The organism is Bradyrhizobium betae, assembly GCF_008932115.1.
GTDB classification, from domain to species: Bacteria; Pseudomonadota; Alphaproteobacteria; order Rhizobiales; family Xanthobacteraceae; genus Bradyrhizobium; species Bradyrhizobium betae.
On sequence record NZ_CP044543.1, the window covers coordinates 6,879,905 to 6,895,852 of the forward strand.

The window sequence follows — 15,948 nt, forward strand, 5'->3', positions numbered from 1 at the left end:
ACGGTCCCGGCCCAGGCGTGCCGTTGGTCCCTCCCTGGACGCCGGCCGCCCCACAGGATCCCGTCCCACCCGTACCCCAGCCCGGATCTCCGGACGTTCCGCCGGACGCTCCTCCGGCCGATGGCGCCCTGCCCCCGCCTCCCGCTGCGCCACCGCCAAGCCTGCAGCCGGCGCCGTTGGCACCCGAACGACGGTTCGGCGGCGTTCGCTCGAGCTTGGGCAATTTCGCGCGATCCGGGGACGGCCGCGACCTTAGACGCGGGCTCGGACACTACGTCCGCAATGGCTACGGGGGATCGAATTTCGCGACGCAGCGGTTCGGCGGCACCGCTCAAACGGCGGGATCGCTCGGCCATGCCCTCTATTCCACGGCGCAGGGGGATGCAAACGCTCCCGTCGATGCGGCCGCGCTCGCTGGCCGGTCGACCGAAGAGATCGCGAGCGCGATCATCGAGGCCGTCAGACCGATCGACGGGACTCAGGATGCGGAAGCCGAACGTGCGTCCATCCACGACGCGATGTCCGAATTGCTGACGGAATACCCGGACGCCGATCTCCTCGATCTGTCCGATCCTGAACGCGAGTTCGTCATCGAGAAATTCACGGCCATCGACGTGGCACGACGCTTCGAGCTGGATGTCGGCAAGACGTTGCTGGAGAGAGCGCCCACCGCGACCGTCGCGCTGGCTCGACTGAAACAGATGCGGTCGTATATCGCCGAGACTGTGGCCGCCTCCTTCCGCAAACTCAAGGAACAGGGACGCAGGCTCACCGCCGGACGCGTCGCGCGCGTCGTCCAGGCTGCGTTGCGCGAGACGTTCGAGGTCTTCGAGGGGTACGAAGAGTGAAGTTGCTTTGCGCGCCGGCCGAGGTGCGTCGGCTAAAGGAGAAAGGCACGCTCAGGGTCGTCCTCTACGGCCAGCCTGGGGCTGATGATCGCGGCAGCGCCGGTGCGGCCGTGCGCAACGAAATTCGCAGAGCGCGTCTGGCTCCGAACCGCAGGGCGTGGGATCTGCTGTCCATCGCGATGTCCGTCATGGCGGCTGATGCAGCGGGACGACGTAGCCTAAGTCCGGACGGCTGGACACGCGAGTTCGAGATGGAAGTCGCGGTCGCCGAACCGGCATTCTGGAACAAGTCCGCGGACCTCCTCGCCGACGCGTTGACGTTTCTCACGACCGACCGATGGCAATTCCGTTTCATCGCCGGCGGTGCAGCGCCGCAGCCGCCGGCGGAAGTTTTCCGACCGCCCGAAGGCAGCGTCGTGCTCCTGTCGGGTGGGCTAGACAGCTTGAGCGGCGCCATCGACCTTGCGGCGTCCGGACAGCGACCCGTCGCCATCAGCAAGACAGTCCGGGGCGATGGAGAAAAACAGATCAGGTTCGCGTCGTTGATCGGCGGCGGTCTGCGCCACTTCCAGTTGAACGACAACGCGGCCGTTCCGGGCACCGAAGATACCTCCCAGCGGGCGCGCTCGATCATCTTCCTTGCCTTCGGGGTTCTCGTCGCCACGGCGCTCAAGCCATATCGTCCCGGCGGCTGCTTGCCGCTCTACGTCTGCGAAAACGGCTTCATCGCCATCAACCCGCCGCTGACGGGAAGCCGCATCGGAAGTTTGAGCACCCGTACGGCCCACCCTTACTTCCTCTCAAGGTTCCAGGACGTTCTCGACGCCGCGAACCTGGGCGTGAGTATCCACACTCCTTATGGATACACGACCAAGGGCGAGATGCTGAAGACGTGCGCGGACCAGGACTTGCTGCGCACGCTGGCGGCGAACTCGACGAGTTGCGGCCGCTTTCAGCGCTACAACTACCGCCATTGCGGGCGGTGCGTGCCGTGTCAGGTCCGCAGAGCGGCCTTCCTCGCTTGGGGCGAAGACGATCCGACCGACTACGTCTACGAACATCTCGGTCGGGACGATCCGGATCACGCCGGCTTCGACGACGTCCGCTCGGTCGGCATGGCGCTGGCGGCCTCAAAGGGCGCGGGGTTCGACGATTGGCTTGGCGGAGCCCTTTCGTGGCAGGGGATCGAGGAGCGCGACGCGCTGAAGGATATGCTACGACGGGGACTTGCCGAACTCGGCGCCTTGCACGTGAAATACGGTGTCAAGTGATCGACCTTCATGCCCATCTAGATCTTTATCCGGATCCGGTCGCGACAACGAAGGAGTGCATCGAGCGCGACCTTTTCGTCCTGTCGGTGACGACGACGCCCTCGGCCTGGTCGGGAACAGCCGCCTTGGCGAAGGATGCGGCGCGCATCCGTACCGCGATCGGATTGCATCCTCAGATCGCGCAGGAACGCCGGGGCGAACTCGGGCTCTTCGAGGAGTTGCTCCCGCGATCACGGTATGTCGGCGAGATCGGTCTGGATGGCGGCCCAGAACTGAAGGCGACCTGGGAAACGCAGCGCCACGTCTTTGACGAAATCCTTCGGATGTGCGGGGCGGTCGGAGGCCGCATCATGACGATACACAGCAGGCGGGCCGCCGGGCCCGTTCTCGATGCGCTCGCGTCGCGGTCCGATGCAGGCGTCGCCGTTCTGCATTGGTTTTCCGGGACGCGCCGCGAGCTCAAACGCGCGGTCGATCAGGGTTGCTGGTTCAGCGTCGGCCCGGCGATGCTCGCCGGCGAGAGAGGACGCGGCCTGGTTGCCGAAATGCCCCGCGACAGGATACTGACCGAGACGGACGGTCCCTTCGCACAGGTCGAGGGGCGCTCCCTGTTTCCTTGGGACGTCGCCAAGGCCGAGCCGATTCTCGCCGATCTATGGGCCGTGGACGAAGGCGAGGTCCGGGGCCAATTGCTTGCGAACCTCAAGCGACTCACGACGCGGATCGCTCCGGAGCGCGGCAGCGCCCCCGGGCGGGGCTCTTCGGGCGTTGGCTGCGCCAGCTAATTCAGCACTCGCATCGAGTCGGGCGTGAGATCGTTCTCCGCTTTTCGACACGGCGGCCAAGCGACCCAGCCGACAGAAAGTCAAGGACCGCCATCCCCGTCGCCGCTCAGCGGTCGTGATGGCGCTTGTGCCAGACAATTCCCCCTAACGGTCTCGTCGACCGCCCCGGCGGGATTCGGGCCCGTTTGGTGGTGTCCGGAGGTATGTGAAGCTAAGGCGTCTTGCTTTCCAATTCGGCCACCGAGAACGGGTCACCATGTCCGGCCGCGGGGCGGTCTGGAATACTCGATGGTGAAGCCACCACCCATCTCCTTGTCGACCCCTGCTGAGACCCCCGTTTCTGCCGACGAGAGAGGCATCGGACGGCGCGCGAGGCAACTCCCCCGCGCCACGCCCCGGACCTCCGCCGGAGAAGACCGGTAACCCGGCAGAGCGATTCGATCTCCAGAAGAACTTAGAGGCCCACGCAGGCGCCGAAACACGATCCGGAGGTCGGCACCGATATCCACCTCGATCGCGCTCACCGCGGGCACTGGGCGCAGCGCCTCCAACAACTGTTGCAATTCCATCACGTCGACAGTGTTAAACGATTACCTGTCCAATAGCACTTCTTGCAACTAAGAACTATTCGCAATAAGGCTGGATGGGTTCACTGGGTCATCTCCAGATGCGTGTCGTCCACCATCGCGCTCCATCACCTGCCCTCGCGGCGTCGAGCGTTCGAGGTCGCTTGCGACTGGGCGGGGTCCTAAACGGGTATGCACAACCGCGGGTGCTGCAGGGTCGCTGTGAAACATTTCGCGGCGAATGCACGCCTGGTCAATTCAGCGACAGGATTGGCGGCGTGCAGGCTAGATTCAAATTGTTGCCAAGCGGCCGCCGCCGTATCGAAAGCGGTATGAAGAGGCGGACGCTCGACGCGATGAAGAAGGTCATCATCGGCATGATCCTGGCGGCCGTTCCGGCCGCCAAGGGACTTTCAGCCGAACTCGGCGAAGTCCGGCCCGGCCAGGCCGTCGACTGGAGCGGCCCCTTCGTCGGCGGCCATTTCGCCTATGGCGTCGGGTCCTCGCAGTACGCTTTCGGCGCCCCGGGACTGGCTCCGTCGTCCGGATCGATCGACCTGACGAACTCCCTCAACGCGTTCAAAGGAACCGGCTCCTACGCTCTCGGACTGGGCGCCGGCTATAACTACGTGCTGCCGTCCCACGTGCTCCTCGGCATCGAAGGCGACCTCACCTTTCCCAATACGATCTCCGGGACAACTTCGGTCGTCGGCGCTCAAGGGCCGGCGGCCCTGAAGGAAACTGTCCTGACATCGGGAACGCTGAGGGCCCGCCTGGGATACGCGTCGAGGTCCTGGTTGTTCTACGCCACGGGCGGCTTCGCATGGAGCTACGACCAGGCGACGCTCGACCCGCTCGACGGCACCCCGGGAGACAAGATCGGGTTCACTCGGCTCGGCTCCGCTTGGGGCGCCGGCGCCGAAGTCGCCCTGTCGGCAAACTGGTCGGCGCGGTTCGAATATCTCTACACGGACTTCGGGACGAAAGAGAAAGCGTTCGGCGGCACGCAGCATCTGTCCTCGGATCTCGCGGTGCAGACCGCCCGCCTCGGCCTCAACTACCGCTTCGGTCAAAATGGGCAGAAGGTTCTCGAGGACGGCTTGACGCCCTTCGAAACCGACCAGTTCAGCATCCATGGGCAGACGACCTATCTGCAGCAGTACGCGCCACCGTTCCGCTCTCCCTACACCGGCACGAACAGCCTCATTCCGAACCAGACCCGACAGACCTGGGACGTGACGCTCTACGCCGGCTTCAGGCCTTGGGCCGGCGGAGAATTCTGGGTCAACCCGGAGATCGATCAGGGGTTCGGCCTGAGCTCGACCTTGGGTGTGGCCGGATTTCCGAGCGGCGAGGCCTACAAGGTCGGATCCGCTGCGCCCTACGCCCGCATTCCCCGCGCCTTCTTCCGTCAGACGTTCGACCTCGGCGGTGATACCAAGAAGGTCGATGCCGACATCAACCAGTTCGCCGGCACGCAGAGCGCCGACCGCTTGGTCCTGACGGTGGGAAAATTCGCTGTCACCGACGTCTTCGACACCAACAAATATGCCCACGACCCGCGCAAGGATTTCATGAACTGGTCGATCGTGGACACCGGCACGTTCGACTACGCCGCCGATGCTTGGGGCTTCACCTACGGCGCCGCCGTCGAGTGGTACAAGGGCGACTGGACATTCCGCGGCGGCTTGTTCGATCTGTCGACCGTTCCCAACAGCACCGAGCTGGATCCGACGTTCTCCCAATTCCAGTGGGTCGGCGAGATCGAACATCGCCATGAGATCTGGGGCAAGCCGGGCAAGGTCGCGGTTACGGGATTCCTGACACGCGGGCGCATGGGGCGCTTCGACGAGGCCGTGGCGCTCGCGCAGGCGACGGGCACAGCCGCGGACACCGCCCTGGTCCGGCGCTACCAAAGCCGGGCCGGCATCAGCGTCAACCTGGAGCAAGAGGTCACGAAGGAGCTCGGCGTCTTCGCTAGGGCCGGCGTCGCCGACGGATCCAAGGAGTCCTATGAATTCACCGACATCGATACGACGGTTGCCGCCGGCCTGTCGCTGGCGGGATCTTCCTGGAACAGACCTAACGACACGTTCGGATTCGCCGGCGTGTTGAACGGCATCTCGCAAGCGCGCCGCACTTACCTCGATGCGGGCGGTCTCGGCATTCTCGTCGGAGACGGACGCCTGCCGAACGCCGGCCCCGAGAAGATCATCGAAACCTACTACAGCTTCCCACTGTGGTCGTGGCGCGCAACGCTGGACTACCAGCTCGTCGTCAACCCGGCCTACAACCGCGACCGCGGTCCGGCGTCGATTTTCGGCGTGCGCGTCCGCTCGCAATTCTGACGGCCCATCACGGACAACGCGAACCGTCTATTGCCAACGCTGGATCGTGTCGGCGTAAACGGGGCTTGCAAGCGCGGTTTCAGCCAACACAGTCCTGGCGCTGGAAATGACATCGGAAGCGCCCTAACGACTGTTCTCTCCGACGAGGCGTGTTTTGGATTCCGAGCGCAGATCCCGACGCCAACGAAGGCCTTTCGACAGTATAAACCAAAAGGCCGCCCCAGGAGGCGGCCTTCGTATTCGCGTCGCTGCATTCGAGCGACCATCAGCCGGATTGTTGGAGGAGGACATCCCCAGCCGTACGTTCCGCGGAGCTTCCTCAATAGCGGTGGTGGCCTCGCTTGATCACCACCGTCCTGTTGCCGTGCATTCTCATCCCCCGATGCATATCGCCACCATAACGCATGCCGGCCCCATGGGGACCGCGCATCTCGGCCCGCGCGCCGTATCCACCATGATGTCCCCCCTTCTTGACGATCACCGTCTCCGCCGAGGCAGGCAATGCGAACGAAACGGCCAAGCCGAATACCAAAAGACCAAGCTTCTTCATGTTCCAAGTCCCTCTGTCATCAGTCGTTACCCAAGTCACACGTCATCGTGACGTTCCCTCCTACGGAGGCGCCCGGTTGCGACCAAATTACGCACGACTAAACGATGGACTGGTGACCCTGGACGGCGAGCAACCTTGCTTCGGTTCGCGCGTTTCGCGTTTTCAACTAAGGGGGACGCGCGATGCTGGACGCCACGCAGATCAAGGCACGCATGGACGTCATTCCATCGACAAAGAAGCCGTCGGAAAAGTCGATCACCCGGAAGGGCCCGACAAAGATCAACTTGACGAAGCACAGTTCGCCTGACGGCGACCACCATGATTCCGGTGTCCTGGGTCGATCATGTCGACCAGCACGTGCACCTCTCCAAGACCGGCGACGAAGTCGGTAGCCACCGGCAGCACGAAGGAGGCGAATGAGGGCACCCTTCCTCGCAAGCGGACCGAGGCCGAGACTGGGCCCCCCAGTCTCGTATCGCGCCACATTGCTGCGTTCAGCAAACGCGGGTTTTTCGTGTCTCAATGTGCGGTTGGAGCGAGAGATTGAGAAAATCGGAGCGCATATAAGATGATGTCTTGTCAGCGCTTGCCCAGCGCGGTCTTGAGAAGACCCAGACTCCGGCTGTACAGGGCCGTTGCGGCCGCGTAGTCCATTTGGTTAGCGGCCGACTTCTGCATCTCTTCCTCAAGGCTCACAGCGTTTCCCGCGGGACGTGTCTGGTAGCCACCCGGCTTTGTTTCAGAAGAACTCCCACCACCCGAAGGAAGTTGGTGGGACGAGTTGGTACGCATCAGAGCCAGCGCAAACGTCTGACCCGTGGCCTGACCCTTGGCGCCAATTTTCGGTTCGACCAGATCAGTCGGCTTGAAGTTGGGAGTGTCGGAGTTTGACACATTCTGCGCCAGCACCCGCTGGCGCTGCTGGTGCCAATCCATTTTTGTACGAAGCGCAGCGAGAGTGGAAATATCATTGATCGCCACCGACGTTCCTTCCCGCTTGAATGCTTCCACTTTTCTGACTAGGCAGATTTTGCCCACCTTGGTTAACGCTTGGTAAACATGCGGAATGCAGCGACAAGTTGACGCGATCAGCGCTCGTTGCTCATGTAGATTTCTGTCAAATCGAACTTTTGATCATCGCTTCGACATCCGGACACAGCGGAGCATCACCGATGCATCGACGAAATCCGACGCGCGCGCGCGAAAGCGCGATTCACTCCTGTATTATTTGCATGAGACTCTCAGGCAATTGTTACCCCGCTCCGCGAGCGAGCTTGCAGTTATTGCAGAAAACTACTGACTTTGCTGCGTTTCGGAGGTTCTGATCGTTGGCATAGTTCTTGCGAACTTCGCAACACGCCTCGCGCCCGTTGCTTCGATCAAGAACGAGCTTCACCATGAGCCTAAATTCTGCCCTTGCCAGTGCGATGAGCGGTCTGCGTGCCAATCAGGCCGCGCTCTCGATCGTCTCATCGAACGTCGCGAACTCGCAGACGCCAGGCTACGTCGCCCAGACGCCGAACCAGATCGAGGTCACCACCGGCGACTTCGGCTCGACCGCGATGACGACCGGCGTCAGCCGGGAACTCGACACCTATGTGCTGAACCAGCTCCGCACCGAGACCGGCGGAAGCGGCTACGCCGACCAGATGGCGAGCATCCTAAAGCAGCTTCAGAATGTGTATGGCACGCCCGGCAACAGCGGCACGCTCGAAACCGCGCTGAACAACTTCACCACGTCGCTGCAGGCGCTGTCGACCAGCGCCGGCTCGTCGTCGGCGCAGAACGTCGTGCTCGGCGCGGCGCAGGCGCTGGCGCGGCAGCTCAACGTCACCACCAAGGGTATCCAGTCGCTGCGCTCCAATGTCGAGCAGGATCTCGGCAATTCGGCGCAGGCGGCGAACGTGGCGATGAAGCAGATCGCCGACATCAACACCAAGCTGCAGGGCCTGTCGGCTAACGATCCGTCCGCCGCGACACTTATGGATCAGCGCGATCAGGCCATCAACACGCTGTCGAAATATGTCGACCTCCGCGTCACCACCGACGGCTCGAACCAGGCCAACATCTACACAACGACGGGTATCCAACTGGTCGGTGCGGGTCTCGCCTCGCAATTCACGTTTGCATCTGCCGGTGCCCTCTCGGCGACCTCGCTCTACAACATCGATCCGACCAAGTCCGGCGTCGGCGCACTCAACGTCAAACTGCCGAACGGCTCGATGATCGACGTGGTCGCCAACAACGTGGTATCCTCAGGTCAGATGGCGGCCGATCTCAAGCTGCGCGACGAGACGTTGGTGCAGGCGCAGACCCAGATCGACCAGCTCGCCGCGACGATGTCGAGCGCGCTGTCCGACAAGACGACGGCCGGCAGCACCGTCCCCGGCCCGCCCACCGGGTTCGACCTCGACCTCTCCGGCGCGCAACCGGGCAACACGGTCAACATCACCTACACGGACACGGTCACCAACACCCAGCGCCAGGTCACCCTCGTCAACGTGACCGATCCTGCGGCGCTGCCGCTGCCGAACGCCACCAATGCCAACCCGTTCCAGATCGGCGTGAACTTCTCCAGCGGCATAAGTGTGATCGCGGCGGCGCTCAACACCGCACTGCCAAACACGCGTCTGACATTCGCCGCGGCCCCCTCGCCGGCGCCGGCGATGACGCTCCGGGTCACCGACGAAAACACCGGCCTTGCCAAAGTCAACTCGGCCTCGATCACCAAAACGATCACATCGCTGAGCTCGGGCAATCCGCAACTGCCGCTGTTCACCGACGGCGGGCAGGCTCTCTATACAGGTGCGATGATGGCCTCGGGCTCGCAGATGACCGGCCTTGCCGGCCGCATCGCCGTCAACACGCAACTGGTCACCGATCCGAGCAAGTTGTCGGTCTACAACACCTCGCCGGTGACGCCCGCAGGCGACACCACTCGCTCGGACTATCTCTACTCGCAGCTCACGACGGCGGTGTACTCCTACTCGTCGCAGACCGGTCTGGGCTCGTCGAGCCAGCCATTTACCGGCAGCATCTCGAGCTACCTCCAGCAGTTCCTGAGCGTCCAGGGCAACGCCGCGACGCAGGCGACCCAGCTTCAGCAGGGCCAGAACGTCGTCGTCTCGACGCTCCAGGCCAAGTTCAATTCGACCTCCAGCGTCAACCTGGACTCGGAGATGTCGAACCTGATCCAGCTTCAGAATGCCTATGCGGCAAATGCCCGAATCATGTCGGTCATTCAGGAAATGATGGACGTGCTCATTAGAGCTCAATGAGCGACTTGAGAAAGCCGTCACTGCCTTGCATAGCGCTGTCGATATTCGACATGGTCGCTCGTCCGCGGGCGATGGGAGGCATCTTCAACCTGTCGTTCGGCTCTCCATACCGGCGGAGCCCCGGCGGCGTGAATTCGTCGTCGCAACAATCAGCCGTCACGCCGGTAATCATATTTCCTATGGGCCATCCTTCAGCCGCGCGAGAGCAACCTTCCCGGTACGGGGGCGTTGCATCCTTCCACTCACTGGAGGATACCCCATGCGGGACACATCGCAGATCAAAGAGCACATGGACGTGATTTCGTCGGACAAGAAGACCGTAGGCAAGGTCGACCATCTGGAGGGTAGCGATAAGATAAAGCTCACCAAACAGAGCTCGCCCGACGGCGATCATCATCACTTCATCCCAGTCGCCTGGGTCGATCATGTCGACCAGCACGTGCACCTCTCCAAGACCGGCGAAGAAGTCACCGGCCACTGGCAGCACGAAGGTCGCAAGTAATCACGGCTTCTCGACTGGGAACCTCGCGCCTATTCGGCAGCCGACGCGACAACAGCCGCGTCGGCTCCTCTCCTCAAGGACCCGGGAGTTTGCGCCGAACTCAGCCGACGAACAGTTTTCGTAGAGCGATCACGGCGACCGCTGCGCCCAGAGGACCGACTAGCGTGACCCAGTAGCTGTCGGGAAACGCGCGATGCAGCAGGATGCCGGCCGAACTGGCCGACAACGCTATGAGCACCAATAGTCCAACAACGAAGAAGACGCGCTGAACCTTGGACATGCTGCGGGAATTCGCGTCCTCCTTTTCACTATCGTGGCGAACCACCGACCGTCCTCTCGTGTCGAAATTAAAGGAACCCCGCGGACGACGACATGCGCGTCCTCTACCTCGCCTCTTTGTCGTCGCGTAGCTCGGCTTGAGCAGCGGCGAAGATGATGTCCACGGGACGGCACCGATCCACAACCTTCCGAAGCATCCGGCGGCCGTCCGCCTTCTGTTGGCCGTGACTCAGGAACTCACCGACGAAGAAATCCGCCTCGCAGAGCCGCCTTTCGCCTTCGGCGCCCACACCGCCGCCGGCGTCTTGGCGCACCCGGTCCATGTCCAGTTTGCCCAAGTAAAAGTCCAGGACCTGAGCCGGCCACTGGGTGCGATCCACCCTCGCCGCGTTGCGCTCAAGTTCCTCGCGGTCCGGATTGCCCTGGTGGATGCGGGCGATGTGCATCCAGATCGCGGGAAAGGCGTTCGTCGGCCTCAGTCTCGCAGCGACACGCAAGTCTTCGATCGCCCCCGCGATCTCGTCCGAATAGAGCCGCGCTCGTCCCCGTCCGAGATAGGTCGCGGCGTTGCCGGGATCGATCGTTTGGGCGCGGTCGAAATCGGCCAACGCGTCCTTGTAGCGTCCCATCGTCATGTAGGCGCTCGCCCTGTTCGACCAGAAGATCGGATCGGTGCCCTTGAGACGGATCGCCTCGTCGAAATCTCCGATCGCCTTGTCGGTGTCGCCCAGCAGGAGATACATGCCGCCCCGGTTGCTGTAGGCGTCCGCGAAGTCACGCTGCAGGTCGACCGCCCGGTCGTAGTCCGATATCGCGGCCCGATAATCCTGCTTCGCGATGAAGGCATGGGCGCGGTTGTAGAAGGCTTGCGCCGCCGTTGGATCCAGCCGAATGGCTTCCCCATAGCTTTCGATGGCCCGGTCCACCTCTCCCTTGCGTTCGTAGACCGATCCGAGATTGTTGTGAATGAGCGCGCTGGTCGGGTTCAGCCGGAGAGCTTGTAGTAGATCGTCGCGTGCCTTGTCGAATTCCCGTCGATCGGTCCACGCCAGCGCGCGGTAGACGTAGGAGTTCGGAAAGTCGGGCAACAGCGCTATCGCGGCGTCGAAATCGCCCAAGGCGAGACCGCGCAGTCCGAGCGCGTCATACGATACCCCTCGCCCGTACAGGATGAAGCCGCGTTGCTCGGGAGTGAATTGCCCTTGCTTGATGGCTTCGCTGAACAATTGGATGGCCAGCGGAAACTGCTTCCTGTCCTTTGCCGCGAACCCTTCCCGCGCGAACTCACGGGCGCTCTGGGCGAACGACGGTGAACCCAGCAAGCACAGCAGGCTGCAGGCCACGAAAAGTAACCTCAGCCCCTTCCCGAATATTTGGCTGTCGAACCCTTCCGCCCATCCCCTGCCCTTCGGAGCCTCCTTTGTCACGACCGCCCTCAATTCGCGACGCGTCTGGCAGGAAATCTGCCGTCTACGCGCACACCGCATTCCTCGCAGGAAAACACCCAGCCGCCGACCTCCGTTCGCCAGTCGCCATCGTGCGGACAGTTCGGGCATGCTACCCTCCCTCTTTCGTTTCCCACGTCGATCTCGATATCGAGCGCCGACTTCAGACGGTGAAGGCGCTCGAGCTTGTCGTCCTCTCCCTCATCCACGCTAGACCACGTCGTCGGGCGCCAGCGCGCACGCGTTGTTCTCGTCGGTCTCGATCTGCAGGGTCGCGTGTCCGATCTTGTGCTCTGTCCTGAGCAGCCGGGCCGATTCCATCAGGAAATCGTCGCCGGGATGTCCGGTAGGCATGACCAAATGACACGTGATCGCCGTTTCCGTCGTGGAGATCGGCCAGATATGCAGGTCGTGGATCTTGGCTACGCCCGGCCGCTGCAGCAGAAATGACCGGACGGCTTCCATGTCGGTTCCGGACGGTGCCGCGCTCAATGACATCGCGACCGAGCCGCGCAGAAGGCTCCATGTGCTCCACAGGATGACGGCGCAGATGACCAGGCTCATTCCAGGATCCAGCCAAAGCCAACCGGTCCAGAGGATGAGCGCTGCTGACGCCACGACGCCGGCCGAAACGGCGGCGTCGCCTGCCATGTGCAGAAACGCCCCCTGAATGTTGATGTCGCCCTTGCGGCCGCTCGCGAACAGCATGGCCGTGGCGCCGTTGACGACGATGCCGATGGCGGCGACCACCATCACGGTCAGGCCGGCGACAGGCTCCGGTTCGTACAGCCGCAATATGGATTCCCATCCGATGGCGCCGGTCGCGACGAGAAGAAACACGGCGTTCGCCAGCGCAGCCAGGATCGACGCCCCCTTCAGACCGTAGGTGAAACGACCACTGGGCGCCCGCTTCGAGGCGACTGACGCGGCCCAGGCCACGACCAGGCCGAGTACGTCACTCAGATTGTGCCCGGCGTCCGCCATCAGTGCCGTCGAGTTTCCGAGGTAGCCATAGACGGCTTCGGCCGCGACCAGGGCGGTGTTCAGCCCGATGCCGATGGCGAAGGCCTTGCCGAAGCTCGCCGGAGCGTGGACGTGACCGAGCCCGCCATGATCATGGTCATGTCCGTGCCGGTCGGCGCCATGATCGTGACGGTCATGATGCCGATGATCATGGTCGGTGCTGCCGACGGGACCAGCGTTACGGTGACCCGTTTCAGACATGGAGTACGGTTTCCTCGCCTCTCATGGCCTCGTCCTCGATCTGGATCGTCGTGTGCTCGATTCCGTATTCCGCCTTCATCAGGTTCCGGGCCTCCCGCAGCGCCTCCCGCCCGGCCGACATGTCGGCCACGACGAGGTGGCAGCTCATGGCGTCGAAGCCGGACGTGACGGTCCAGACGTGCAGATCGTGGACGGCCACGGTTCCCGGGATGGCAAGAAGCTTCTTCTCGATCGCAGCGGTATCGACGTTGGGCGGGGTCCCCTCCATCAGGATGTGCGTGACCTGACTAAGGAGCGACCACGTCCGGGGCACGATGAACAGTCCGATGCCGGCGCCGATGATCGGGTCCGCGAGAACCCAGCCCTTCCACATCATGAGCAGCGCGGCGACGATCACGCCGATAGATCCGAGCATGTCGCTCAGCACCTCGAAGTACGCGCCCTTGACGTTCAGGCTTTCGGACGACCCGCTCGAAAGCAGCCACATGCTGACCAGATTTACGGCCAGGCCGATGGCGGCGACGATGAGCATCGGTCCGCTGAGGACCTCCGGCGGCGACTGGAAGCGCTGGTAGGCTTCGTACAGGATGTAGACCGTCAGCAGCAGCAGCACGACCGCATTAGCCAGCGCCGACAGGACCTCCATGCGCAGATAGCCGAAGGTCCGCTGCGGGGTCGCTTCGCGGGCGGCGAAGCGGATCGCGAGCAGCGCCAGCGCGAGTCCGCCGACGTCGGTCAGCATATGGGCGGCGTCCGCGAGCAGCGCCAAGCTGCCGGTCACAAGTCCTCCGATGACCTCCGCGATCATGTAGGTCGCGGTCATCGCGAGGGCCCAGGCGAGCCTCTTCGCGTGTTTAGCGCCGGCCGTTCCGACGGATCCTCCTCCGTGCATGTGTCAATCTCCCGTCGTGGTCGTATTTTGGGCGCCGCCGTCCGGATATTCGAGCGCTCGGCGGAGGTTTCGCTCGAGCTCGTCGAGCAGGAAAAAGCTTACGTCGTCCACCGAGCCGTGCCCCTTGGCGAACGGCTGCTCGAGGAGCCGGACGAGGTAGAGGACGTAGACGAACATAAAGGTGATGAAGCCGAACAGCAGCGCTGACGCCGGGTCGCCTTCCGTCTTCAGCAGCAGGAGCAGCAGTACGATCGAGAACACCAGCGTCTGCACCAGCACGTGCACGGACGGCACGAACTCGACGCGCTGAATGGTGTAGATCCGGAGCAATGCCCTCCGGATCACGTCCTGGTTCGTCCGGAGGCGGACGACGAAGTTCGCGGCCATACCCATGCCCTCGAGCCGGCCCAGGATCGGCGTCAGTTTGGCCAGCTCATCGAGGGCGGGAGGAACGTTCTTGTGGCCGTTTTTGTGCCCGAGGCCCTCGCGGAGCCTGTCGATCAAGGCAAGCAACAACAGCCGCGCCTTCCGCAGGTCGAAGGCATCGTTGGTCTGCGCGAAGCAAGCCAGGTCACCCTCAATCGCCTCGATGGAATTCCTGAGATCGGCCGGGATCTTCTCCGCCTCCTTGTAGTCCTGGAGGATGCTCGACAACAGAAAGCCGACGATGAACACGGCGCCGCCTATGCCGCTGGTCAACAGGCCGTTGAGATCCAGGAACTCGAATCCGAAGTAGTGGACCGCGACTTTCGCCGCGCTCAGAAGCAGCACGACGACGCCCACAGTGAAGAACAGCCGGAACTTCTTCCAGAGGGAGATATCGGCGCCACCGAAATGAAGATGCGAGATTATCGATGACGTCACCGCTCTTGGCCCTTTCCGAATGAATGGACAGGCGCGAATGTGCGCCCGTTCCAACGCAATATCGCCCGCCGGCCTCCCTCGAGCTCCAATCCGACGGTCCCGCCGGCGTTGATCAGCTTCATGTCGTCGACATAGGCGTTGAAGACACGGCGCGAACGGCCACCCCGCTCTAGGTAGACTTCATGAAGGCATCGCTCCGCCCGGCAGATCGCTTCTCGCCGTTCGCAGGCGAAGTTTTCGAAATGCAACGACCTGAAGTGCAGGCCGCCGACGTCGATGGTCGTAGAGAAGTAGTGCGTCGCTGCAGCTTTCCCGCCGCATGGACGCTCCAGACGGGCCAGACCGTGACGGATGTCGACCGGAAGCAGATCGATGTGCTCCGCGGCATACGGTCGTTCGCTCGCGATACTGCCGCGACCCTCGGCGGCGCCTATGGCCGCGATCAGACTCAAGATGCTTCCCAGCGCCAAAAAGAGTCCATACTTCCTCATTTGCGCCTCCGCTGCTGAGCCGAACTCACTCTTCGAACTCCACGCCCAACCGCTTCTCCTTGACCCACGCGACACGACAGGTGCGCCGCGTTCCGTCCGCCGGCACCACAAGCGTGAATTCGCGAGGGATGCCGAGCGGACTTTCAACCTCCAACATCGCGCCGCGATCGCTGAGATTCCGGATGGAGCAATCGATCGCGGAGCTTCCGAACTCGATCGATCCCTTCTTGAGAACCCTCCGGCGCTGGTCTCCACGTCGTTCCATTCCGGCTGCTCCGGCAGTCATGCGATCAGTCGACCGCTTTCTCGGCCTTCTCGCCGAGCTTGACGATGTCGCCTTGCGTGAAGAGGATTCCCTTGAGCTCCTCGCGCCACTCCTTCTTCCGTCGCAGCAGGAATTCGAGGTTCATCCCGAAATGCTTGAATTCCTCCTTCTGGGCGTTCGCCATGATGGCTTTAGCCTTCTTATCCTTCTCGACCGACATCCGTTGTTCGTACCAATTGATCGCTTCGGCTTCCTCGATCAGCGAAGCCATCATCCGCGCGAAGGTGCGGACCTCCTGCGAAAGCTCCTGCGGCGGTTCGTGGTATTGGTCGAAACCCAT

At 62.8% G+C, this 15,948-nt stretch carries 16 protein-coding genes and 1 pseudogene; 7 read left to right on the forward strand and 10 right to left on the reverse strand.

Features of this window, described 5'->3' with window-relative positions; genetic code table 11:
• Positions 1-215: 215 nt before the first annotated feature.
• From qatB to F8237_RS33055, 4 genes are all read left to right on the forward strand, one after another.
• Positions 216-848, forward strand: coding sequence for a Qat anti-phage system associated protein QatB (qatB, locus tag F8237_RS33040; RefSeq protein ID WP_244626175.1), 633 nt, complete (start codon positions 216-218; stop codon positions 846-848).
• Positions 845-2,119 (forward strand): Qat anti-phage system QueC-like protein QatC, encoded by a 1,275-nt coding sequence (qatC, locus tag F8237_RS33045; RefSeq protein WP_028136432.1) that lies wholly within the window; start codon positions 845-847, stop codon positions 2,117-2,119. The genes qatB and qatC overlap by 4 nt, the downstream gene beginning before the upstream one ends.
• Complete coding sequence (gene qatD, locus F8237_RS33050) at positions 2,116-2,904, forward strand: Qat anti-phage system TatD family nuclease QatD (protein ID WP_049820119.1); 789 nt, start codon at positions 2,116-2,118, stop codon at positions 2,902-2,904. The genes qatC and qatD overlap by 4 nt, the downstream gene beginning before the upstream one ends.
• A gap of 667 nt (positions 2,905-3,571) precedes the next feature.
• On the forward strand, positions 3,572-5,818 hold the full coding sequence (locus tag F8237_RS33055) for a carbohydrate porin (RefSeq protein WP_244626037.1): 2,247 nt from the start codon (positions 3,572-3,574) through the stop codon (positions 5,816-5,818).
• A 319-nt stretch (positions 5,819-6,137) separates the two neighbouring features.
• Here the strand turns inward: F8237_RS33055 and F8237_RS33060 are convergent, their stop codons facing one another.
• Complete coding sequence (locus F8237_RS33060) at positions 6,138-6,368, reverse strand: hypothetical protein (RefSeq protein WP_028136434.1); 231 nt, start codon at positions 6,366-6,368, stop codon at positions 6,138-6,140.
• 182 nt (positions 6,369-6,550) lie between these two features.
• On the opposite strand from F8237_RS33060, the pseudogene F8237_RS37495 reads away from it, so the two are divergent.
• Positions 6,551-6,788 (forward strand): annotated as a pseudogene (locus tag F8237_RS37495) (DUF2171 domain-containing protein).
• A 159-nt stretch (positions 6,789-6,947) separates the two neighbouring features.
• Here the strand turns inward: F8237_RS37495 and flgB are convergent.
• Complete coding sequence (gene flgB, locus F8237_RS33070) at positions 6,948-7,349, reverse strand: flagellar basal body rod protein FlgB (protein WP_151650756.1); 402 nt, start codon at positions 7,347-7,349, stop codon at positions 6,948-6,950.
• A gap of 416 nt (positions 7,350-7,765) precedes the next feature.
• On the opposite strand from flgB, the gene flgK reads away from it, so the two are divergent.
• Positions 7,766-9,646: a flagellar hook-associated protein FlgK gene (gene flgK / locus F8237_RS33075; RefSeq protein ID WP_028136435.1), complete on the forward strand. Its 1,881-nt coding sequence runs from the start codon at positions 7,766-7,768 to the stop codon at positions 9,644-9,646.
• 259 nt (positions 9,647-9,905) lie between these two features.
• Positions 9,906-10,148, forward strand: coding sequence for a DUF2171 domain-containing protein (locus F8237_RS33080; RefSeq protein ID WP_028136437.1), 243 nt, complete (start codon positions 9,906-9,908; stop codon positions 10,146-10,148).
• A gap of 100 nt (positions 10,149-10,248) precedes the next feature.
• On the opposite strand, the gene F8237_RS33085 is transcribed toward F8237_RS33080, so the two are convergent.
• From F8237_RS33085 to F8237_RS33120, 8 genes are all read right to left on the reverse strand, one after another.
• Entirely contained in the window at positions 10,249-10,428 is a 180-nt protein-coding gene (locus tag F8237_RS33085; protein WP_028136438.1) for a hypothetical protein, read from the reverse strand.
• Between the two features lie 103 nt (positions 10,429-10,531).
• Positions 10,532-11,770, reverse strand: a complete 1,239-nt coding sequence (locus tag F8237_RS33090) for a tetratricopeptide repeat protein (protein ID WP_162006317.1) — start codon at positions 11,768-11,770, stop codon at positions 10,532-10,534.
• Positions 11,771-12,082: 312 nt separating this feature from the next.
• Positions 12,083-13,096: a cation diffusion facilitator family transporter gene (locus F8237_RS33095; RefSeq protein WP_028136440.1), complete on the reverse strand. Its 1,014-nt coding sequence runs from the start codon at positions 13,094-13,096 to the stop codon at positions 12,083-12,085.
• Entirely contained in the window at positions 13,089-13,988 is a 900-nt protein-coding gene (locus F8237_RS33100) for a cation diffusion facilitator family transporter (RefSeq protein ID WP_028136441.1), read from the reverse strand. The genes F8237_RS33095 and F8237_RS33100 overlap by 8 nt, the downstream gene beginning before the upstream one ends.
• Positions 13,989-13,991: 3 nt before the next feature.
• Entirely contained in the window at positions 13,992-14,852 is an 861-nt protein-coding gene (locus tag F8237_RS33105; protein WP_028136442.1) for a hypothetical protein, read from the reverse strand.
• Positions 14,849-15,343 (reverse strand): hypothetical protein, encoded by a 495-nt coding sequence (locus F8237_RS33110; protein WP_028136443.1) that lies wholly within the window; start codon positions 15,341-15,343, stop codon positions 14,849-14,851. Before F8237_RS33110 ends, F8237_RS33105 begins: the two co-directional genes overlap by 4 nt.
• A gap of 25 nt (positions 15,344-15,368) precedes the next feature.
• Entirely contained in the window at positions 15,369-15,608 is a 240-nt protein-coding gene (locus F8237_RS33115) for a PilZ domain-containing protein (RefSeq protein WP_028136444.1), read from the reverse strand.
• Between the two features lie 25 nt (positions 15,609-15,633).
• On the reverse strand, positions 15,634-15,948 hold the full coding sequence (locus tag F8237_RS33120) for a ferritin family protein (RefSeq protein WP_028136445.1): 315 nt from the start codon (positions 15,946-15,948) through the stop codon (positions 15,634-15,636).